The 20,784-nt window shown below is 37.9% G+C and carries 16 protein-coding genes, 7 tRNA genes, 1 pseudogene and 1 riboswitch; of the genes and pseudogenes, 21 read left to right on the top strand and 3 right to left on the bottom strand.

The genetic code is table 11. From position 1 onward, the window contains the following. Positions 1–117 precede the first annotated feature (117 nt). Positions 118–1,191 carry a hypothetical protein gene (locus BIV20_RS12690; RefSeq protein ID WP_330554304.1) on the bottom strand — a complete coding sequence of 358 codons (1,074 nt, stop codon included), beginning with the start codon at positions 1,189–1,191 and terminating at the stop codon, positions 118–120. Between the two features lie 810 nt (positions 1,192–2,001). On the opposite strand from BIV20_RS12690, the gene BIV20_RS12685 reads away from it, so the two are divergent. Further along, entirely contained in the window at positions 2,002–2,124 is a 123-nt protein-coding gene (locus BIV20_RS12685) for a hypothetical protein (protein ID WP_278335677.1), read from the top strand. 55 nt (positions 2,125–2,179) lie between these two features. Here BIV20_RS12685 and pflA read toward each other — a convergent pair whose 3' ends face one another. After that, positions 2,180–2,935: a pyruvate formate-lyase-activating protein gene (pflA, locus tag BIV20_RS12680; RefSeq protein WP_075721050.1), complete on the bottom strand. Its 756-nt coding sequence runs from the start codon at positions 2,933–2,935 to the stop codon at positions 2,180–2,182. A 2-nt stretch (positions 2,936–2,937) separates the two neighbouring features. Continuing rightward, positions 2,938–5,190 (bottom strand): formate C-acetyltransferase, encoded by a 2,253-nt coding sequence (pflB, locus tag BIV20_RS12675; protein ID WP_075721049.1) that lies wholly within the window; start codon positions 5,188–5,190, stop codon positions 2,938–2,940. Positions 5,191–5,261: 71 nt separating this feature from the next. Further along, a riboswitch (ZMP/ZTP riboswitch) is annotated at positions 5,262–5,343 on the bottom strand. Between the two features lie 178 nt (positions 5,344–5,521). Between pflB and BIV20_RS12670 the strand changes: the two genes are divergently transcribed. The 20 genes and pseudogenes from BIV20_RS12670 (at position 5,522) to BIV20_RS12575 (ending at position 20,223) form a co-directional block, all read left to right on the top strand. After that, a tRNA-Arg gene (locus tag BIV20_RS12670) sits at positions 5,522–5,595 on the top strand. A gap of 239 nt (positions 5,596–5,834) precedes the next feature. Continuing rightward, entirely contained in the window at positions 5,835–6,707 is an 873-nt protein-coding gene (locus BIV20_RS12665) for a leucine-rich repeat domain-containing protein (RefSeq protein ID WP_330554303.1), read from the top strand. 12 nt (positions 6,708–6,719) lie between these two features. Continuing rightward, positions 6,720–7,844, top strand: a pseudogene (locus BIV20_RS12660) (leucine-rich repeat protein); the annotation flags it as partial. An 18-nt stretch (positions 7,845–7,862) separates the two neighbouring features. Further along, on the top strand, positions 7,863–9,749 hold the full coding sequence (locus BIV20_RS12655) for a hypothetical protein (protein WP_075721047.1): 1,887 nt from the start codon (positions 7,863–7,865) through the stop codon (positions 9,747–9,749). A gap of 180 nt (positions 9,750–9,929) precedes the next feature. Further along, on the top strand, positions 9,930–10,412 hold the full coding sequence (locus BIV20_RS12650; protein ID WP_075721046.1) for a DUF1700 domain-containing protein: 483 nt from the start codon (positions 9,930–9,932) through the stop codon (positions 10,410–10,412). Between the two features lie 20 nt (positions 10,413–10,432). Then, a complete protein-coding gene (locus BIV20_RS12645) occupies positions 10,433–12,712 on the top strand; it encodes a cyclic nucleotide-binding domain-containing protein (protein ID WP_075721045.1) in 2,280 nt (759 codons plus the stop codon). A 334-nt stretch (positions 12,713–13,046) separates the two neighbouring features. Further along, entirely contained in the window at positions 13,047–13,220 is a 174-nt protein-coding gene (locus BIV20_RS12640) for a hypothetical protein (RefSeq protein ID WP_158024932.1), read from the top strand. Positions 13,221–13,351: 131 nt separating this feature from the next. Further along, positions 13,352–13,657 carry a rhodanese-like domain-containing protein gene (locus BIV20_RS12635; RefSeq protein WP_075721044.1) on the top strand — a complete coding sequence of 102 codons (306 nt, stop codon included), beginning with the start codon at positions 13,352–13,354 and terminating at the stop codon, positions 13,655–13,657. Positions 13,658–13,721: 64 nt separating this feature from the next. Then, on the top strand, positions 13,722–14,879 hold the full coding sequence (locus BIV20_RS12630) for a THUMP domain-containing class I SAM-dependent RNA methyltransferase (protein WP_075721043.1): 1,158 nt from the start codon (positions 13,722–13,724) through the stop codon (positions 14,877–14,879). 11 nt (positions 14,880–14,890) lie between these two features. Further along, complete coding sequence (locus BIV20_RS12625) at positions 14,891–16,597, top strand: lectin like domain-containing protein (RefSeq protein ID WP_075721042.1); 1,707 nt, start codon at positions 14,891–14,893, stop codon at positions 16,595–16,597. Between the two features lie 31 nt (positions 16,598–16,628). Then, positions 16,629–17,651 (top strand): N-acetylmuramoyl-L-alanine amidase, encoded by a 1,023-nt coding sequence (locus tag BIV20_RS12620; RefSeq protein ID WP_075721041.1) that lies wholly within the window; start codon positions 16,629–16,631, stop codon positions 17,649–17,651. Positions 17,652–17,680: 29 nt separating this feature from the next. Further along, complete coding sequence (locus BIV20_RS12615) at positions 17,681–18,280, top strand: XTP/dITP diphosphatase (protein ID WP_075721040.1); 600 nt, start codon at positions 17,681–17,683, stop codon at positions 18,278–18,280. 9 nt (positions 18,281–18,289) lie between these two features. Then, positions 18,290–18,772 carry a metallophosphoesterase family protein gene (locus BIV20_RS12610; protein ID WP_075721039.1) on the top strand — a complete coding sequence of 161 codons (483 nt, stop codon included), beginning with the start codon at positions 18,290–18,292 and terminating at the stop codon, positions 18,770–18,772. Between the two features lie 97 nt (positions 18,773–18,869). Next, positions 18,870–18,944, top strand: a tRNA-Pro gene (locus BIV20_RS12605). 7 nt (positions 18,945–18,951) lie between these two features. Then, a tRNA-Gly gene (locus BIV20_RS12600) sits at positions 18,952–19,022 on the top strand. Positions 19,023–19,045: 23 nt separating this feature from the next. Then, positions 19,046–19,119: transfer RNA gene (locus BIV20_RS12595), tRNA-Arg, on the top strand. A gap of 86 nt (positions 19,120–19,205) precedes the next feature. Continuing rightward, positions 19,206–19,279: transfer RNA gene (locus BIV20_RS12590), tRNA-His, on the top strand. Positions 19,280–19,328: 49 nt separating this feature from the next. Then, positions 19,329–19,400 (top strand) — tRNA-Gln (locus BIV20_RS12585). A gap of 8 nt (positions 19,401–19,408) precedes the next feature. Then, positions 19,409–19,481, top strand: a tRNA-Lys gene (locus BIV20_RS12580). Positions 19,482–19,650: 169 nt separating this feature from the next. After that, positions 19,651–20,223, top strand: a complete 573-nt coding sequence (locus BIV20_RS12575; protein WP_075721038.1) for a class I SAM-dependent methyltransferase — start codon at positions 19,651–19,653, stop codon at positions 20,221–20,223. The last annotated feature ends 561 nt before the right edge of the window (positions 20,224–20,784 follow it).

Below are 20,784 nucleotides of genomic sequence, written 5' to 3'. Positions count from 1 at the left end.
TTTAAATTTAGAACCAAAAAGAAAATATTTACCTTATTAATATAAAATAACCTCTATTCTATCATCATGGATAAAATAGAGGTTTTGTTTTCTTACTTTTCGTAAAATGCTTATGTTTTATTTTGTTGCACCACATTCAGAACACTGGTAGCCGATTGTTACTACTTCGTCCCATGCCTCCTTTACGGTCACTGTTACGATGTTGGATACCCATTCTTGGTGGGTTACTGCGTCGTGGTGGATATATTCACCAGTAGGGAATTCCTTATCACCGTATTGGCAACCATTACCAAATGTATTATAATGATATATGCAGTGTTGATCAACTTCTGCTTGACCATGTAATCTAATAATACTGCCATCTCTATAATAACAGGTCAAGCAGATTTGATCAAAATCAGTAACTTCCTCATCCCACGCTGGTTCATCGACAATTGTCTCATAATGTCCCATATCAGACTGATACATTTCTGGCGCATGCCATATTCTTTGAGTTATTCCCACAAAATTATGATTATGAATAGGCATTTCAACTGCTGATTTTACTGGAAATGTACCTAATAAATGTCCGTCTGTCATATCCATGCTATAGTAAGTAATCCCATCTGTGATAAGTCCCCTCGCAACCATTCCATTCCAATGACAGAAAATAATTCGTCCCCATGGGTCAAAGAAAAATTTTCCTGCATTTAGCGTTCCGTCTCCATTTGCATATCCATAGTCTCGTCCATTGGCAAACTGAAACCAACCACTTTGTTCCATTGCTCCGTTTGCATTCAGATAATACACCTTATCTCCTACAAATGTAATCTGGTCTTTATAGAGATACCCCTGTGAATCAAAATAACAAGTATATCCTACACTTTGGCAATATTGAAATGCACCAAATACTTCATGTCCATAGGCATCCAGATAAATGATATGTTCTCCATCGGGATGATAAGTAAGTTTGTTTCTCATTGGAGTTCCATCTGCCTGTAAGTAATAGGTATATGTTCCATCGAAGAAAAATGCATCTGTTACAAGTGTTCCGTCTGGGAGTGTGTAGTGGATGCCATCCCAGTTTCCTCCTACTTCTGTAATATTGTAATGTGGAACTGTTCGACCACTTCCCTCTGCATGTACTGAAGTAGCAGTTCCCTGAAAAAGTAATACAGTCGCTAATAAGGTTGCTAAAATTTTTCTTTTCATGTCATTTCCTCCTAGTATTTTAGATATGGACACAAGTCCTTTTTATAACTTAATTGGTATATTCTTCCTATTTCTTCCTAATTATACACTGATATATTTCATACTTCAAGCTGAAACATGAGTAGAGTTTTTAATGGTTTTTAATTTTTAAGTAAAATAGTAATCAAGGGATATTCCAATAAAGTGCATTTGGAACATCCCTTTTCCCATGATGGGGGATTGATAAAATTTACTACCGCCAGTAAATCCCCACTCTGCGAGTGCCTACGGTAAAGGGATTGACAGGCTCTTTTGGTAAGTATATAATTCTTTTGAAAATGAATATAAATGTTTGAACACTTTTTTGAACACTTTACATAGATGAAGTTCTCAAATCCCCTTTCTTTCAGCGTTTTAGAAATTGCTATTTGTTCGATTCCGGTCTGCGGCATTAACATTAAGTGCTGGAAATCCTTTGAAATCATGGGTTTCTAGCACTTTTTTTACTTTATAGGGATTGCAACGCAATTTTCCTATAAAGTAAAAAACGCTCCGCTAAGGATGCGACTGATGCGCAGATGAAAATTGCAAGCTAACGCTTGCACGCATCAGCGCGCAAAGAGTGCAAAGCACTCTTTGTTCTAAAAAATGTAAGTACACGTATGTTAACAGGAAAGAAACTCTAGAGAAACTAGAGATTGGTATAATGAACAATTTAAGAGTAGCATTGATGTTTATACAGGGGATGTTGAAGAAGGAGATTTAGCGGCAGCCAACGAAAAGTGGAAGAAACTTTCCAGGTGACATATCAGTCAGGAGAAAGATGGTAAAATGACCCGTACAGAAGATATGGTCTTTGCTTACTCTGTTCGTCTTACAGATGGAAGATGGGCAATTTGTACGGATGTGAGTCATGCATTAGGTGATTATATTATTATACGTTATGATAAATAAAAGAGATATTAATATGAAAAGAAGGAGTTGAACTTAGCGAACAACTCCTTCTTTGCTATTGTAAATAACCTGTGTATTCTGTAGTGTGTAATAATTCATTGGCATGAACTACCAGTTCTTTGGAGGGGGGAGCTACGGCAGACAATGAATATGGAATGCCGAGCATTTTCCATTTTGGAACGCCAAAGGTGTGGTAGGGTAGAATTTCTACACGTTTTATATTGCTGAGGCCTTTAAGAAATTCATCCAGCCTAGTTAAATATTCATCTGAATCATTTCGTCCTGGAACAAGTACATGTCGAATCCAGACGGGTTTTCCTATTTCCGAGAGATAACGGGCAAGGTCCAAAATATTTTCATTTTCACATCCGGTCAGTTTTTTATGTTCTGCCGCATCAATATGTTTAATATCTAGCAAGATCAAATCCGTGTATTCCATTAGTTTTTCAAATTTATCGAAGAAAGGTTGTTTTCTGGTAAAAGGATTACCAGAGGTATCTAGTGTAGTATGAATTCCTTCTTTTTTGGCAAGGCGGAAGAATTCAGTTAAAAAGTCAATCTGCAATAAAGGTTCTCCACCACTGACAGTAATTCCACCATTATTTTTCCAATAACTACGGTAACGCATAGCTTGAGCAAGGATATCTTCCGGTGTTGCTTCGAAGGAAGAAGCAGAAATGGATTCCCAAGTATCCGGATTGTGGCAGAACTGACAACGCATGTGACAGCCCTGCAAAAACACAATGAATCGGACACCGGGACCATCCACGGAGCCGAAGCTTTCCGTGGAATGAATTATCCCTTTTGTCATGACTACATCCTTTCGTGGCAGGAACGTGCAATTACGTCTAACTGCTGTTCACGTGTCAAGTCAATGAATTTTACAGCATAACCGGAAACACGAATAGTAAAGTTTGCATACTCCGGTTTCTCAGGATGTTCCATAGCATCCTTTAATTTGTCAATTCCGAATACGTTTACATTCAGGTGATGAGCTCCCTGGTCAAAGTATCCGTCTAGAACGTTTACAAGGTTTGTAATACGTTCTTCTGGATTATGGCCAATTGCATCCGGATGAATGGTCTGCGTATTGGAAATTCCATCTAACGCATATTCATAAGGAAGCTTAGTTACAGAGTTTAGAGAAGCAAGAAGACCGTTCTTTTCTGCACCATAGCTTGGGTTTGCACCTGGGGATAATGGTTCGCCTGCAGGTCTTCCGTCTGGAAGTGCTCCGGTTGCCTTACCATAAACAACATTAGAAGTAATGGTAAGAATAGAAGTAGTAGGTTCAGAGTCACGATAAGTGTGGAACTTCTCTAATTTTTTCATGAAAGTTTTTAACAGCCATACTGCAATGTCATCTGCACGGTCATCATCATTTCCGTAACGCGGGAAGTCTCCTTCGATTTCATAATCAATTGCAAGTCCGTTTTCGTCACGGATTGTTTTTACTTTTGCGTATTTGATAGCAGACAGGGAATCTACTACATGAGAGAAACCTGCAATACCGGTTGCGAAAGTACGTCTTACATCAGTATCGATTAATGCCATTTCTGCAGCTTCATAGTAGTATTTGTCATGCATATATTGAATTAAATTCAAGGTATTAACATAAAGTCCTGCTAACCAGTCCATCATGGCATCATATTTTTCCATTACTTCATCGTAATCAAGATATTCGGAAGTGATTGGAGCGTATGCAGGTCCTACCTGAGTTTTGTAACGCTCATCTACACCACCGTTGATTGCGTAGAGAAGACACTTTGCAAGGTTTGCACGAGCTCCGAAAAACTGCATTTCTTTACCAGTCTGAGTTGCAGATACACAACAGCAAACAGCATAGTCGTCGCCCCATACTGGACGCATTACATCATCGTTTTCATATTGGATGGAACTTGTTTCAATAGAAATATGTGCAGCATATTTCTTGAAGTTTTCCGGTAATCTGGAGGAATATAATACGGTCAGGTTTGGTTCAGGGGATGGGCCCATATTTTCTAATGTATGCAAGAAACGGAAACATGTCTTAGTAACCATAGAACGTCCGTCCTGTCCTAAACCGGCAATGTCCAGAGTTGCCCATACCGGGTCACCGGAGAATAATTCATTATAAGAAGGAATACGTGCAAATTTTACCATACGGAATTTCATAACCATGTGATCAACTAATTCCTGAGCTTCTTTTTCGGTTAAAGTGCCGTTATCTAAATCTCTCTGAATGTAAATATCCAAGAATGTTGAAATACGTCCAACACTCATGGCAGCACCGTTTTGTGTTTTAATAGCTGCAAGATAACCGAAGTAGAGCCATTGAACAGCTTCTTTTGCATTTTTTGCAGGCTGAGAAATGTCATATCCATAGCTTTCAGCCATTTTTTTCATATCTTTTAAAGATTGAATCTGAATGGCAATTTCTTCACGAAGGCGGATAACATCATCAGTCATTTCACCGTGTCCACAATAAGCGAGGTCGTGTTCTTTCTGCTCAACTAAGAAATCAATACCATATAAAGCAACACGACGATAATCGCCTACAATACGTCCACGTCCATAAGTATCTGGAAGTCCGGTAATAATCTTCGCATGACGTGCTTTTTTCATTTCTGGTGTATAGGCATCAAAAACTGCCTGATTGTGTGTTCTGTGGTATTCGGTAAAAATCTTGTGGAGTTCAGGATCAGGTGTGTATCCATAGGTTTCACAAGACTGTTCCGCCATCTTGATACCACCATAAGGCATGAAAGCTCTTTTTAATGGTTTGTCAGTCTGAAGACCTACCACCTGCTCTAAGTCTTTTAATTCTTCGCTGATATAACCTGGTTTATGTGATGTTAAAGAAGATACGATATGGGTATCCATATCAAGAACACCACCTTTAGCACGTTCTTCTTTTTGTAATTCCTGTAGTTTGCCCCAAAGCTTGTTAGTTGCCTCAGTCGGTTCCTCTAAAAAGGATTCGTCTCCATCGTATGGAGTGTAATTGTTCTGGATGAAATCACGAGTATTTACTTCTTCTTTCCAGATTCTACCTTTGAATCCATTCCATGCGTCTTTTTGAATCATAAAAAATCCTCCTTATATTAATGAAACATAAATTAATATAGTATAAATGAAAAGCCGCCCATTCCAGGTAGCTTTTCTGCCCAGACGGTCGGCTAATAGTCAAGGTTATACTTCCTGTGGTCAATTCCACTTCCGTCAGTCGTATAACTACGTTTAATATATCATAATTCCTAGAAAAGTCAATGGAAGAAGACGGGAAATTTTATCATTGATAAATTTTTTTATTAAAGAAAATCTAGAAAAAAATGAAAAAGTATTGACAAAGATAAAAACATATAGTATGATATAAAACGTTCCGTATGAATGAAGTTTTTAGCGGAATACAATATATGTGTGTGTAGCTCAGCTGGATAGAGCACTTGGCTACGGACCAAGGTGTCGGGAGTTCGAATCTTCTCACGCACGTCATAGAAGACCTCGAAAGCGTAAGCTTTCGGGGTTTTTGTGTTAGGTTAGAAAAGATAATTGTAAAAGAAAAAAAATGGCGTTATAATTATAATAAGGTTATTAGTAAGGAATAGAAAAAAATAAATTTTTATAAAATTTTTAAAACCTTACGAGTTGATAGTTCGTCTATAGAGTGTAACAAGATATTTAAAGGTATTTGATATTAAAAACTATTACTTACAAAAGGAGAGAAGTTTATGAGAGTAAAAAAAGGAATGTTGATGTTAGGTATTGGGTTTGGAATAGGAATTATGCAGCTACCCGTGCATGCAAGCGAGAGTCAAGCAGAGAATCCGGTAGAAATAAGTGACTTAGAAATAGTTGAGACAACTTTGGCAGCTTCAGCAGAAAGTGATTTTACATGGAATGGTACAATTATTACTGGTTATACAGGAACATCAACAACAGTGGTGATTCCGAGTAAGGCAACGGAAATTGCAGATGGAGCATTTAGAGGAACAAACATTACGAGTCTTAGTTTTGAAGGAAATGATTTATTAACTATAGGAAGAGATGCATTCTGTAATTGTACTTCTTTGACAAGCGTAACATTCCCAACAGGGCTAAAAAGTATAGGATATGAGAGTTTTTATAGGTGTAGTACATTGCAACAAGTAGTGATACCGGAAAATGTGCAGACAATAGGAGCACGAGCATTTTATGGATGTAGCAATCTTAATAATGTAGAAATAAAAAGCAGTATATTGAATGATACAGGATGGGACATCTTTAAAGATTGTAGTAGTCTAAAGACAGTGACCATAAGCGGAAAACTGAGTACAATACCAAACCAGATGTTTCAGGGAGCAAATTATATTACCAGTATTACAATACCGGAGACAGTAACCAGTATAGGTGAAAATGCATTTCGCGAGTGTACATCACTGAAGAGTATTGTGATTCCATCTAATGTAACAAGCATAGGAAAAGATGCATTCTATAAATGTACATCTATGACAAGTATAACATTTCCAACGAAGTTAACAAGTATAGGATATGAGAGTTTTTATGGGTGTAGTACATTGCAACAAGTAGTGATACCGGAAAATGTGCAGACAATAGGAGCATGAGCATTTTATGGATGTAGCAATCTTAATAATGTAGAAATAAAAAGCAGTATATTGAATGATATAGGATGGGACATCTTTAAAGATTGTAGTAGTCTAAAGACAGTGACCATAAGTGGAAAACTGAGTACAATACCAAACCAGATGTTTCAGGGAGCAAATTATATTACCAGTATTACAATACCGGAGACAGTAACCAGTATAGGTGAAAATGCATTTCGCGAGTGTACATCACTGAAGAGTATTGTGATTCCATCTAATGTAACAAGCATAGGAAAAGATGCATTCTATAAATGTACATCTATGACAAGTATAACATTTCCAACGAAGTTAACAAGTATAGGATATGAGAGTTTTTATGGGTGTAGTGCATTACAGCAGGTAGTGATACCGAAAAATATGCAGACAATAGGAGCACGAGCATTTTATGGATGTAGTGCTCTGAGAAAAGCAACCGTGAACTCTTCTAATACAGAGTTTGGATATAGCATTTTTGAAGGTGCTTCTGCATTGACCATATACGGATTAACCGGTTCTACAACAGAAGCTTATGCGAATGAGAATGGAATTTCGTTTGTTTCTATTGGACATGCTTCAGGATGGTTTACAGGAGCTGATGGGGAATTGCGTCTTTATGATGAAAATGGAAATATGGTAATTAACCAGTTTGCATTTGACGGAAGTTATACCTACTATCTACAGGCAGATGGAAGCCCTATGAAGGACAGATTAACCTATCATCCGGATGGAGAGCATATTATCTACTTAGATAGTAATGGACACGAAGTATTTAATGCATTCCAGTATTGTCCAAGTGTAGGATATACCTGCTATTTTGACTCCCAAGGATATCTCTATAAAGATCAGATTACGTTTGTAGGAGATAAAGTATATTATCTGAATGCCAACGGTGCTATGGAAAATAGTGGATGGTTTCAGTTTGCTAACGGTATGGACTATGGATTTGCAAACTGGGATGGCACTTTAAATACAAGTGGATTCTCCTATGACCCATGGGGAAGAATCGTATTCTATCATTGGAATGGAATGGTAGCCCGCGGACTTATCACAGATGGTGTGTGGTATTATAGTATGGATACAACAGATGGTCATTATCTTGGAAGTTTTCCGGTTAACTAAAGTGGAAGGAGCATGGATATGAACAAAAGAATAAGGAGAATATTAGCAGCAGGAACTTGTATGGGAGTAGTACTTACTTCAGTTGGAAATCAGGTTGTATTCGCAAAAGAAACGGATAATCTGGTGATGGAGTCCCAGACATATGCAGTGGGAACAACTACGATTTCAACTGCAGAGGATTTTCTGATGTGTGCTCAAAGTGGGGAATTAGATGGAAATTATGTACTATTGAATGATATTGATATCAGTTCCTATGTTGGGGAAATTGCAGGAAAGAATTTGAATGGAACCTTTGATGGAAATGGACATACCATTTATGGATTGCAGGGAGAAAAAACAATGTTTGGCTTTGTTAGAGGTGCTGCAGTAATCAAAAACCTTACCGTTGACGGGACATTAAACGTAAATAGTAGTTCTTTTCAAGATGTAGGCGGAATCTGTAAACATAATTCGGGAAGGATTGAAAACTGTGTAAGTAGTGTAGATATTAGTATTAGCGGAACTTCGGTAAGAGTGGGAGGAATTGTAGCTCAAAATGGAGGAATCATTACAGGGTGTAAAAATGAGGGGAATCTGTCAGGTAGTATGCGTGAGGTAGGAGGAATTACGGCGATAAGTGGTGGAACTTTGGTTTCAGATTGTGAGAACATAGGAAACCTTACCGTTTATTGTGAGGAAAACGTTAGTTGTTTTGCAGGTGGAATTATAGGATGTGAATCAGACTTTGGTGTAAACAGTAGTGAGTATCAGATTATGAATTGTAAGAATTCAGGTACAATTCAGATTACAGCTAATCATGGGGTAATAGGAGGAATTCTTGGAGATGCATGGACAAAAGGAAATAATACGGATTCTAAGATTACAAACTGTACAAATGTAGGAACAATATCCGGAACTGGGAGAATAGGAGGAGTCGTAGGAACAATATCAGTGAGCGGAGGTGGAGCATTTGGTGGTGAGCTGATTCCATATAATGGAAATATTATTATAGAAAATTGTTGGAATACAGGAACTATAATTGTGCAAGCAAGTGGGGAAATAGATGGATCAGATGTAGGTGGAATTTTTGGATGGGCAGAGATGGGAAGCGAAAATAGTGGTACCATTTATGTAAAGGACAGCAACAATGTGGGAAGTCTGTATGTGGGATCTTCAAAAGGAGCCGGATATAATGATTTGGGTGGTATTGGAGGATTTTTGTGGAATGCTGCAAGCGAAGCAGGGATTAACAATGCATATATTTTTGTAGAAAATTGTAAGAACAAAGGATATGTAGATGAGAATGCCAGAACTTCATCCGGCCAGGTGGCAAGGATACAGGGCACAAATATGGCAGTTACAGGATGTGATTATAATGGAGAGACCTATAAAACGGATATGGATGGCACAATACATGGTTATTATGCAGATGGAAATAGTATTGTAAACCAATTTGTATTTGATGGAAGGTATACTTATTATTTTCAGGCAGATGGAACGGCAATGCGGGATAGACTGACCTATCATCCGGATGGAGAACATATTATTTATCTGGATAGCAAAGGACATGAAGTATTTACTGATTTCCAGTATTGTCCAAGCGTAGGTTATACCTGCTATTTTGATTCCCAAGGATATCTCTATAAAGACCAGATTACTTTTGTGGGAGATAAAGTATATTATCTGAATGGGAACGGAGCAATGGAGCAGAATGGCTGGTTCCGATTTGCCAATGGTGTGGATTATGGATTTGCCAATTGGGACGGAACATTGAAATCAAACGGATTTTCTTATGACCCATGGGGAAGAATTGTATTTTATCACTGGAATGGAATGGTAGCTCGTGGACTTATTACGGATGGTGTGTGGTATTATAGCATGGATACAACAGATGGTCATTATCTGGGAAGTTTTCCGGTAAATTAAGATTAGAAGAAAGAGTTTGAGAAAAATAAGGTTGAGATTTTCAACCTTATTTTTCTTTGTAAATTATTAGTGTAAAATTATTAGGGAAAAGGGATGAAAAATAATTTATTGTGTGATAAAATAATTATTAATTGGAAAGCTAGGAGTATAGTATTGTATAGGAGTTAATAGGAGCATAATATGACAAGACAGGATTTTTTGCATGAGTTAAGAATTGCCTTGCAGGGTGAGGTAAGTCAAAGAGCTGTGGATGAGCATATCAGATATTATGAGAATTATATTATAGAGGAGTCTCGAAAAGGGAAAAGTGAGCAAGAAGTTATTGCACAGTTGGGAAATCCCCGATTGATAGCGAAGACTTTGATTGATACGACAGAACAGTTTGGCTCGGCAAGAAGTGAGGAATACGATTCGGAGAGTTATAGTCAGGAAAACAGGGGCAATGAAAAGGGATTTCATGCCAATTATTCAGACAACAATGGATGGGACGTGCGTTTTGGAAAATTAAAGCTGAATAGTTGGTATGGAAAGTTAATTATGATTTTATTAGCGATTATTATTATTGTGGTTGTAGCACATGTAGTTGCTTTTTTACTACCGGTAATTGCAGTTATTGTAATGGTGTTGTTGATTATTTCAGTAATTTTAGGAAGTCGCAGATAAAGAAGAATTAGGAGGGAAATATGGAAACGGTAAAAGTAAGTAAGGGAAAAAAATTTCTGAGAAGGGGGGAAAGAGTTAAGGGGTTATATGTAATTTTGCAAGGAAGCGTACGTGCTGTTTCCAAAAATGATGAGTTTGACATGGAGGCAGGAAGCATTATTGGATTGATGGAAAGCGGTTCCGGCATTTATATATGCGACTATATTGCTAATACAGAGTGCATATGCTATTGCTATAGTTATAAAGTGCCAGAGGATTATAAGCAGATTTTTGAAAATGAAGAAAAATATGTTTCTGTTTTTACCATGTCGGCAATGCGTCAGACTTCTATTTTGTTGAGAAGGTATACTGCCTTTTATAGAATGGCTCAGGAATATTATCGTTTTTTGATGAATATGAGTGAGGAATATAAAAGACTTTGTAATGATTATGAAATGCCGGAAAAGAGTTTTCAGCGGATGAATCTGGCAATGCCGGTACAAATAAATGATAAAATTGAGAATTGGACTATTGAATATTATGAAAAAATGTCAACGTTGTCGTTAAAGACAATAGACCAGTTTTTAATGCGGGATTTTTCAGTAGGAATCGGAGAAATACTGAATGCAGCTTGCTGGATGTCAAAGGCACTCTCCCTAATTGAGACGATAAAGCAGTATTTGCAACTTCAGAAAGAACTGTTGCTTTCTTCAACGGAGGAGGATTTGTTTCAACTTTACTTTGATTTGGCGAAAAAAGCGGCACCGACTGGGATGGATTTAGAGCCGGTATTTGTGAAGATTTCGGAAATTATGGAATACATAAAGAGTAGTAATCTCTATGATGAGTCATTAATGGATATTCGTTTTACTTCTTATCGGAGTTATGATTTCTATCAGGCAGAATTTGAAGAAACGGAGATTTGGTCAGAAGAAGAGGCCGAGGATGAGCCGGAAGAAGAAAGAGGCGATTATCTGACACAAATTTTGGCTTACAGTAGATATGATGAAGAAAAGGGAAGAATTTTCCGAGGACAGTTAGAGGAATACAAGAATCTTCCGGATATTTTGTCTACTTCAGATGACGTAAGAAAGTTGCGTCGTCAGATGTCGCAGGCATTTTATGAAATATATGAACTGGCATTTTGGCGTTCTGTAGAAGAGGAAAAAGTGCCGGTTGCTATAAAGATGTTTTTAAACTTTGGTCTTGTGGATGAAAGATTGGCAGGAGAAGACAATGCAAGCAGTCTTCATGATTTGACGGACGAGTTGTATCGCTGTAAGGCGGACAATGTGTTTACTATGTATGAGTGGCTTAAAAGCATTTTAAGTGGTGAGAATGAACCATGCCGAAATGAATTCGATTTGGACTATACGGCATATTTAAATGAATTGAAGAAGACAGGTAAAATTAGTGTAGAAGAACAGAAACGTATGGCTGGAGATTTGCGGGAAAAGGTACAATACGAGATGCACAACATGTTTGTATCTACAAATCGCGCTACTTATGGTAAGATATCTACATTTTGTCCGATTTTATGTGAACATGATATCATCAATTCAGTGGAGAATATGCTGGTAACAGCAGAGAAAATAAATGAAGCAATTGATGCTATTCGTCGAATAGATTTTTCGTTGTTTTATCGGGAAGTTGCTTTCTCTGCTCCGGAAAAAGATATTAATCGTGAGATGATTCAAAAAGAAGTGCTGCCGAATGTTATTTTGATGCCAAATGCCGGAAGTAAGGCAATGATGTGGCAGGAGACAGCAGGAATCAAAAAAGATACACCGGCACGATTTGTATTCCCGATTATGACCGTTGCAGATGTTGGCGAAATGATGATAGAAGTATCAGGACGTTTCCGTTGGGAGATGTGTCGTAAAATACAGGGAGTGCGTTGGAACGATATTACGGAGCCTTCGCTTACTTCAGAATACAATGATTATATTCAATATTATCGTAAGAATCATGAACTGAGTGCAGAGGCAAGAGAAAAGGTGAAAAATGCACTTTACAAAGCAAAGAATAATTTTAGAGAAGTCTTTGTAAAAGATTATCAGAATTGGATTAAGTATGAATCACGAGGAAGTTTCCGTCTGAACAAGGTATCCAGGGATATTATTTTCCGTTATTGTCCGTTTAGTAAGGAAGTACGTAAGGCATTAGTGGCAAATCCAATGTATCGTGATATTTTTGAAAAGTATGAGATACTAAAAGGCAGAAAGATTCGTCATGTGGAATTGTGGTATGACCGTTATCAGAAGAAGGGCGGCGAGATTACACCAGAGTTGCAGATTAATCGTGAGTTTTACGAACTATAAAAAAGAAAAGCCATATGAAAGAGAAAACGCTAAGTGTGTAATTCTTTCATATGGCTTTTTAAATGTATATGAGGTAGTGTTGTTTTTAAATTAATGGAGAAAAGACCAGAGGGGGAGCCACTGGTCTTTTCTATGAGGGGAGTATAAATAATTAATAAGGGGTATAACTTGTAAAAAGAATTTCTGAAGGAGAAATCCTTCTTACAAAAAAGATTATAATATATAATTTCAAAAAAAGCAATGGTAAATTAAAAAAAAATAAAAAAATTTTGAATAAAATAAAAAGATGTTTCAGATACTATAGATGCAGTAAGAAATTAGGAGGGATTAATTCATGGCAAAAAATAGTGATATGCAAAACAGAGGTACTAATAGTGGGTCTGAGAACGTGAGAAATGCTTATTCTCAGGATAAGGAATCTCAGAACAGAGCGTCCCAGAACAAAGCATCTCAGAACAAAGCATCAAATGCAAATGGTTCTAGTTGTCAAAACTCTTATGAGAGATAAGTGGTACAAAATAAAAAAAATTGCATAATATAATGTAGAAACGGATTACCGGGAACAAAAGAAACCGGTAATCTGTTTTTATATAGTAGGAAAAACAGAGTTGCAAGCGGAATTCTTTACGAGGTGGTAATATGGAATTTCAGACAATTAGTATAAGGGAATTTGAGGAATACAGAAAGAGACCGGATACTTGGGTCATTGATCTGAGAAGTGTAGAAGAATTTGAAGAAATGCATGTAGAAGGTGCAAGAAATATTCCCTATGCCCAGTTGGAAATGTACAAGAAATATTTGCCAAAGGATAAAACGTATATTTTATACTGTGATAGAGGGGCAAGCAGCCTCAAAGCAGCAAGGGAATTGAGTCGGGAAGGATATCGCACTGTAACCGTAGTAGGAGGGATTCAGGCAATACTTCAAAATATACAAAATGATTGACAGTGCAGATTAGAGAAGATAATATAGAACTATAAGCGAAAAAGGGCAAGTAATGGAGAATAGAATGAAAACATACGAATTGATTGCTCCCTGTCATTTTGGATTGGAAGCAGTATTGAAAAAAGAAATATATGACTTGGGATATGATATTACAAAGGTGGAAGATGGAAGGGTCACTTTCCTAGGAGATGAAGAAGCAATCTGCCGTGCCAATATTTTTCTGCGCACGGCAGAAAGAGTATTATTGAAGGCGGGGCAGTTTCATGCAGAGACCTTTGATGAGCTTTTTGAAGGGATTAAGGCAATTCCATGGGAGAATTACATACCGGAGGACGGCAAATTTTGGGTGGCGAAGGCTTCTTCTATTAAGAGTAAGTTATTCAGTCCATCGGATATACAGTCCATTGTAAAAAAAGCAATGGTGGAGCGGTTAAAGCAGAAGTATCATATTAATTGGTTCGAGGAAACGGGGGCATCTTATCCATTGCGTCTTTTTCTTATGAAGGATGAAGTAACGGTTGCAATTGATACGTCAGGAGAATCACTTCATAAGCGTGGATATCGTACCATGACCAGCAAGGCTCCTATTACAGAGACATTGGCAGCAGCATTGATTATGTTGACACCATGGAAAAAAGATAGAATTCTGATTGACCCGTTTTGCGGAAGTGGAACTTTTCCAATCGAAGCAGCCATGATGGCAGCAGGTATTGCACCGGGAATGAATCGTAACTTTACAGCGGAGAATTGGACAAACCTGATTGACAGACAGCTTTGGTACGATACCGTAGAAGAGGCAGCGGAGCAGGTGAATACGGATATTGAAGTAGACATTCAGGGATATGATATCGATGGAGAAGTAGTGAAGGCAGCAAGGGAAAATGCAAAGCGAGCGGGAGTGGATCATCTGATTCACTTTCAGCAGCGTCCGGTCAGTGCATTAAGTCATCCCAAAAAGTATGGCTTTATTATAACCAATCCTCCTTATGGAGAGCGTTTGGAAGAAAAAGAAGCATTACCGGAGCTTTATACCGAGATTGGAGAGGCATTTCGTAGACTGGACAGTTGGTCTGCTTATATGATTACTAGTTATTCGGACACGGAGCGTTATATAGGAAGAAGGGCAGACAAGAATCGTAAGATTTATAATGGGATGCTAAAGACTTACTTTTATCAGTTTTTAGGTCCGAAACCACCAAAAAGAAATAAACAGCAGGGATAAAGAGGGAAAAAGTGCGTTATTCAAAAAGATATGTTGTAATGACAATCATACTGTTTTTGGCAGTAGTAATTAAATTTAATGGAATAGGAAGCAAGAGTGAAGAAGTAGAGACGTTTCGGGGGGCTCAGTTGGAAAGTACCATATGGAATCCGTTGATAGCAGAAAGCGTCAATGAACAGCTTCTTTCTGTTTTAGTAGATAATAAGGAAATGACAAACAAAGATAGTGGAATCTATATGGATCAGAATCTCAACATCATGGTACCTGCCTCAACGTTAAGAGACAGTTTTAATTGTAGTGCCCATGTATACGATGATGCAGAGCTTTTGATAGAAAAGCGTTCTGACGAGATTACATTTCAGTTAGATAATCCGGAAGTTTCTATTAATAATGAAAAAGAGGCAATTTCCTCTTCGATGACTTACAAGGATGGAGAGTATTATGTTCCGATAGAGACGGTAGCGGACAAGCTTAATTTTAACTATCATTGGAATATAAGTGAGAATCAGGCGGTAGCAGTAAATAATGCAGAAGAGACAAGTATTTTACCGCCACGTTATGATTTGCGCGAGAAGAATAGAACTCCTCAGATTAAAAATCAGGGGAGATATGGAACTTGTTGGGCATTTGCGGCACTATCTGCGATGGAATCTGCTTTAATGCCAGAGGAAGAAGATGTTTTTGCACCGGATCATATGTCTTTGCAAAATAGTTTTGTACTGAAACAAGCAGATGGGGGAGAGTACACTATGGGAATGGCATATCTTACCGCATGGCAGGGACCTGTGTATGAAGAAGATGATCCTTATGGAGACGGGGAATCCCCGGATGATTTGACTCCTGTGAAGCATGTACAGGAGATACAGATGATTGACGGAAAAGATTTTGAAAAAATAAAAGAAGCTGTATTTAAATATGGTGGTGTACAGACTGCTATTTATAGCGCCCTTAGAAGTTCGCAGAGTAATTCACCATATTATAACAGTGATGCTTATGCATATTGTTATATGGGGGCGGAAAAACCAAATCATGAGATTCTTATTATTGGCTGGGATGATAATTATTCCAAGGACAATTTTAAAATGGAAGTGGAAGGTGACGGAGCTTTCATTTGTCAGAATAGCTGGGGAGACGGATTTGGTGACAATGGAGTTTTTTATGTTTCCTATTATGATGTAAATATAGGAAATCACAACGTAGTTTACACCGGAATTGAAGAAACGGATAATTATGACAGTATTTATCAGTCGGATCTGTGTGGCTGGGTAGGACAGCTTGGGTATAGTCAGGACAGCCTTTATGCTGCAAATGTATATACTGCAGCAGGGCAGGAAACGATAAAAGCAGCAGGTTTTTATGCAACAGGAAAAGAAACTTCTTATGAAATATATGTGGTAAAGGATTTTCAAAATGTGGATTCTCTTGCGAATCGAGTATTAGCAGCGAGTGGAAAGGTTTCCAATGCAGGATACTATACCATTGATTTTGAAAAAGGATTTAGCGTAGAACCGGGAGAAAAGTATGCAATTGTTCTCCATATTACTACACCAGGGTCTGAGCGGCCAATGGCAATAGAATATGCAGCAGATGAGTTTACTGCAGATGTAGACTTAAGTGATGGGGAAGGATATATTAGTCTGAGAGGAAATCAGTGGGAAAATACAGAAGAAAGTCAAAAGTGCAATTTATGTCTGAAGGCATATACAGATAATAGGTAACAGATAAGAGACCTGGAGGAGGCAGTGTGATATGCAAGAAAAAATATTAAAAATTTCAATAGTAGTACTCACACTGACTACAGTAGCAGCTATTTTTGTGCTGGGACAGTTTCCGAAGGTGAAGGCAGAACAAGAGAAGATGCAGATGTCCGGTGTGGAAAAACTGGATTATGATACAGCGAAGGCAGAAGAAGAGGAAGTTGCTTTTACACAACAGCTTCGTTTGGAACTTCCCGAAGGAACTCGTCAGGAAGAGATTGAGATTGAAAATAATTATGTGAAACAGTTGATTACCATTACCATACCGGGGGCGGGAAAGGATTATTTTGATTCTCATCCATTGCTGGGAAAAAGTAATCATATTGATGAGCTTTATATGGAAAATGGTGTAATTGATATTACCATGGATGCCGTATATGAAGTGGAAAGTACGGTAGAGGATGGCTTTTTATATGTGGATTTCCGTACGCCACAGGAGATATATGATAAAGTAGTAGTAATTGATGCAGGTCATGGTGGAAGAGCGCCGGGAGCCATTAAACAGGGCATACAGGAAAAGGATTTGAATCTAGGAATTTTATTAAAGCTGAAGGCAATTTTGGACCAAAATAATCAAAATATAGGGGTATACTATACCCGTACAGAAGATAATAATCCAACCTTTGAACAACGGGCGCAGCTTGCGAATAAAGCAGGAGCAGACCTTTTTATTAGTATACATAATAACTCAACAACAGATGGCGTTATGTCAGAGTATAATGGAACAGAAGTTATGTATGATGAACTGAAAAGTGAAGAAGGTCTTAGCAGTAAGCACTTAGCTGAGATTTGTTTAGAAGAGACTACGGCTGCGATAGGAAGTAAAAATAACGGATTAACAGCCGGAAACAGCATTTATATTATACGCAATAGTCAGGTACCAGTGGCGTTGATAGAGGTAGGGTTTATGACAAATCAGACAGAACTTGATAAGTTACGAACAGACGAATACCAGCAACAGGCTGCGCAGGGAATTTATAATGCCATTGTAAGGGCGTTACAAGAGGGATATTAAAAGAAATCTCAAAAGGGTTGGAGGATTGTATGAAAAAGATTATATTTGCAACAGGAAATCAGGGAAAGATGAGAGAGATACGAGAAATTCTTGCAGGAGAGGATGTAGAAATTCTATCTATGAAAGAAGCGGGGATTACGTTGGATATTATCGAGGATGGGACAACCTTTGCTGAAAATGCTATTATCAAAGCAAAGGCAGTTGCAGCAGCTCCGCAAGCACAGCAGGCAATCGTATTAGCGGATGATTCAGGATTAGAGGTAGATTATTTAAATAAGGAGCCGGGAATCTATTCGGCACGGTATATGGGAGAAGATACATCTTATAAAAGAAAGAATCAGAATATTATAGACCGTCTGGAAGGTGTACCAAAAGAAAAACGTACTGCAAGATTTGTATGCGCGATTGCAGCAGTTCTTCCAAATAAAGAAGTGATTACAACAGAAGGAACCATAGAAGGATATATTGGTTGGAAGGAAGCAGGAACCAATGGATTTGGTTATGATCCAATATTTTATGTAGATCAATATAACTGTTCTACAGCAGAATTATCAGCAGAAGTAAAAAATGAGTTGAGTCATAGAGGAAAAGCACTTCGGGCTATGAAGGAAAGGCTTGCAGAGAGGTAGAATATTATTATGAAGGTATTGATTGTCAGTGATACCCATAAGCATCATGAGAACCTTATTCGAGTTCTGGAACGGGAAGGAAGGATAGATCTCATGATTCATCTGGGAGATGCAGAAGGTTATGAAGATGATATTGCCGATATGGCAGGTTGCCCATTGGAAATTGTGGCAGGAAATAATGACTTTTTTTCTACGTTGCCAAAGGAAAAGGAACTTCAAATAGGAAAGTATAAGGTATTGATTACACATGGACATTATTATTATGTGTCTGCCGGAGTAGAAGACATTAAGAAAGAGGCAGCAGGTAGAGATATGGATATTGTTATGTTTGGACATACCCATAGACCGCTTCTGGAACGGGGAAAAGGAATTATAGCATTGAATCCGGGAAGCCTTTCTTATCCGCGTCAGGAGGGGCGAAAACCGTCTTATGCAATTATGGAGTTTGATAAGAATGGTGAAGCACATTTTTCAATCGAATACCTGGAATAAAAAAATTAAAAAAAATAAAAAAAGTTGTTGACATTTACATTTCTATCGCATATAATATATCTTGCGTCACGGATAATACCGGAAAATAAATAACCTTCGGGGTGTGGCTCAGCTTGGCTAGAGCGCCTGGTTTGGGACCAGGAGGTCGCAGGTTCGAATCCTGTCACCCCGACTGATATGCGGGTGTAGTTCAATGGTAGAACACCAGCCTTCCAAGCTGGATACGTGGGTTCGATTCCCATCACCCGCTTTGCCTATGAAATTCAAGGCTATGTGTTCGTAGCTCAGCTGGATAGAGCAACGGCCTTCTAAGCCGTGGGTCGGGGGTTCGAATCCCTTCGAGCACATTATCTCATTTGCGTCGATAGCGTAGCATATGAGAAACTCATGGTTGAGAGTTAAGATGCTGGAGTTTTCCAGCAATTTTTCTATGGTGGGTATAGCGCAGTTGGTTAGCGCGCCAGATTGTGGCTCTGGAGGCCCAGGGTTCGAATCCCTGTATCCACCCTTTAGCGATGAGTCTTATTTTTTATAAGCATCGCTGCTTATAATTTATTGGGCTATCGCCAAGCGGTAAGGCACAGCACTTTGACTGCTGCAGACGCTGGTTCGAATCCAGCTAGCCCAGTTAAATACGGGTGTGTAGCTCAGTTGGTAGAGCACTTGACTTTTAATCAAGTTGTCCCGGGTTCGAACCCCGGCACGCTCATTAGTAAGAAGATTGGAAGTGTTGATTTTCAACACTTCCGATTTTTTTTGTGTTTAAAAGTTTGATGCAAAATGTCCAGATGAGTGCAGGGTGAGTATACATGGAGAAGTTGTAGAAGAATGATAAACGAATTAGAATTTATCTAAATATATTATTAGAGGACTAAGCAATGGAATATATGGGTGACTCTCATTGGTGGAATGAGCGATTTAAAATGAGAAAATTAACGATTATGCAGCATGAAAAATGTTTAGAAGAAGATATGAAGTACTTTTCTCCAACAGGTAATGCTTTAGATATCGCCTGTGGAGATGGAAGAAATGCAATTTATTTAGCAGGATTAGGATATCACGTCCATGCTATTGACTTTAGTGAAGAGGCATTAAACAGGCTAGACTACTTTTGTAAAAAACAGAATCTTAAAGTAAAAACTGACTTAGTAGACTTATCAGGTGATGATGTATTTATTGATTCAAACAAATATGATGTAATAATTATTAATCATTACCGGTTAGAACCTAAGCTATATATTAAGCTGATAGATTGTCTTAATACTGGCGGATTTTTGTGGATTAATGGATTCAGGGAAGTTCCTAATGATAATCCTAATATCACTAAATTAGATATATTATCTGATAAGGATTTTTTATCTTTATGTAATTGCACACTATATGACAAAAAAAGTTATGAAATTGATAACAGGAAATTTATCCGATATATATGGCAAAAATTGGTTGATTGATGATAAGTATAATTGAATATTGTTACCAAGAGTGGAAGTACTGAAAAATCGGTACTTCCACTTTTTTTCGCGAGTGGTGATGAGAATTCCATGCTTGCATGAGTATTCGAGGAGCATAATGGTAAATGAAATTTTTGAAAAATTTTTAGAAATTTAAAACCCAACAAAAAATTCAGTCGTCATAAAAGTAGAAACAAAAAATAAAAACCGATTTCATATCGGAGAAAGAAGGATAAGTTATGGAAAAGAAAAATTTATATGAGGAATTAGTATTTGATAATTATGCATATGCACTGGAGGCAAAGGCAAATGCAGAAGAAAAGTTGAGATTGGTAGTTAGCGTGCATCTGCTATCATAAAATCGGAGGATTTTCAGTAGCTGCAAAATGGTCTTGGAACTTTGCTAAGTTTGGATGGTTTGTGGTTCCTTACTTTCCAATTGATTTAGGTATTGGAGCTATGTGTTTCTTTGCAGGGCTTTATGTCCTTTTCTTCTTACCGTATTTTGTTGCAAGACATTTGAAAAAGCAGGCGGAGAAGGATATAGAAGCCGCGGAGGAA

The sequence above is a fragment of the Roseburia sp. 499 genome, from assembly GCF_001940225.2.
Taxonomy (GTDB): Bacteria; Bacillota; Clostridia; order Lachnospirales; family Lachnospiraceae; genus Petralouisia.
Note: the sequence above shows the minus strand (reverse complement) of the source record. Positions and strands in the feature narration are given on the sequence as shown.

What these genes read in the sequence shown, in the direction of transcription:
- BIV20_RS12610 (WP_075721039.1), top strand. Translation starts at nt 18,290, where the DNA reads ATGAAGGTATTGATTGTCAGTGATACCCATAAGCATCATGAGAACCTT.
- BIV20_RS12690 (WP_330554304.1), bottom strand. Translation starts at nt 1,191, where the DNA reads ATGAAAAGAAAAATTTTAGCAACCTTATTAGCGACTGTATTACTTTTT.
- BIV20_RS12615 (WP_075721040.1), top strand. Translation starts at nt 17,681, where the DNA reads ATGAAAAAGATTATATTTGCAACAGGAAATCAGGGAAAGATGAGAGAG.
- BIV20_RS12645 (WP_075721045.1), top strand. Translation starts at nt 10,433, where the DNA reads ATGGAAACGGTAAAAGTAAGTAAGGGAAAAAAATTTCTGAGAAGGGGG.
- BIV20_RS12575 (WP_075721038.1), top strand. Translation starts at nt 19,651, where the DNA reads ATGGAATATATGGGTGACTCTCATTGGTGGAATGAGCGATTTAAAATG.
- BIV20_RS12650 (WP_075721046.1), top strand. Translation starts at nt 9,930, where the DNA reads ATGACAAGACAGGATTTTTTGCATGAGTTAAGAATTGCCTTGCAGGGT.
- BIV20_RS12635 (WP_075721044.1), top strand. Translation starts at nt 13,352, where the DNA reads ATGGAATTTCAGACAATTAGTATAAGGGAATTTGAGGAATACAGAAAG.
- pflA (WP_075721050.1), bottom strand. Translation starts at nt 2,935, where the DNA reads ATGACAAAAGGGATAATTCATTCCACGGAAAGCTTCGGCTCCGTGGAT.
- BIV20_RS12620 (WP_075721041.1), top strand. Translation starts at nt 16,629, where the DNA reads ATGCAAGAAAAAATATTAAAAATTTCAATAGTAGTACTCACACTGACT.
- BIV20_RS12630 (WP_075721043.1), top strand. Translation starts at nt 13,722, where the DNA reads ATGAAAACATACGAATTGATTGCTCCCTGTCATTTTGGATTGGAAGCA.
- BIV20_RS12655 (WP_075721047.1), top strand. Translation starts at nt 7,863, where the DNA reads ATGAACAAAAGAATAAGGAGAATATTAGCAGCAGGAACTTGTATGGGA.
- pflB (WP_075721049.1), bottom strand. Translation starts at nt 5,190, where the DNA reads ATGATTCAAAAAGACGCATGGAATGGATTCAAAGGTAGAATCTGGAAA.
- BIV20_RS12665 (WP_330554303.1), top strand. Translation starts at nt 5,835, where the DNA reads ATGAGAGTAAAAAAAGGAATGTTGATGTTAGGTATTGGGTTTGGAATA.
- BIV20_RS12640 (WP_158024932.1), top strand. Translation starts at nt 13,047, where the DNA reads ATGGCAAAAAATAGTGATATGCAAAACAGAGGTACTAATAGTGGGTCT.
- BIV20_RS12685 (WP_278335677.1), top strand. Translation starts at nt 2,002, where the DNA reads ATGACCCGTACAGAAGATATGGTCTTTGCTTACTCTGTTCGTCTTACA.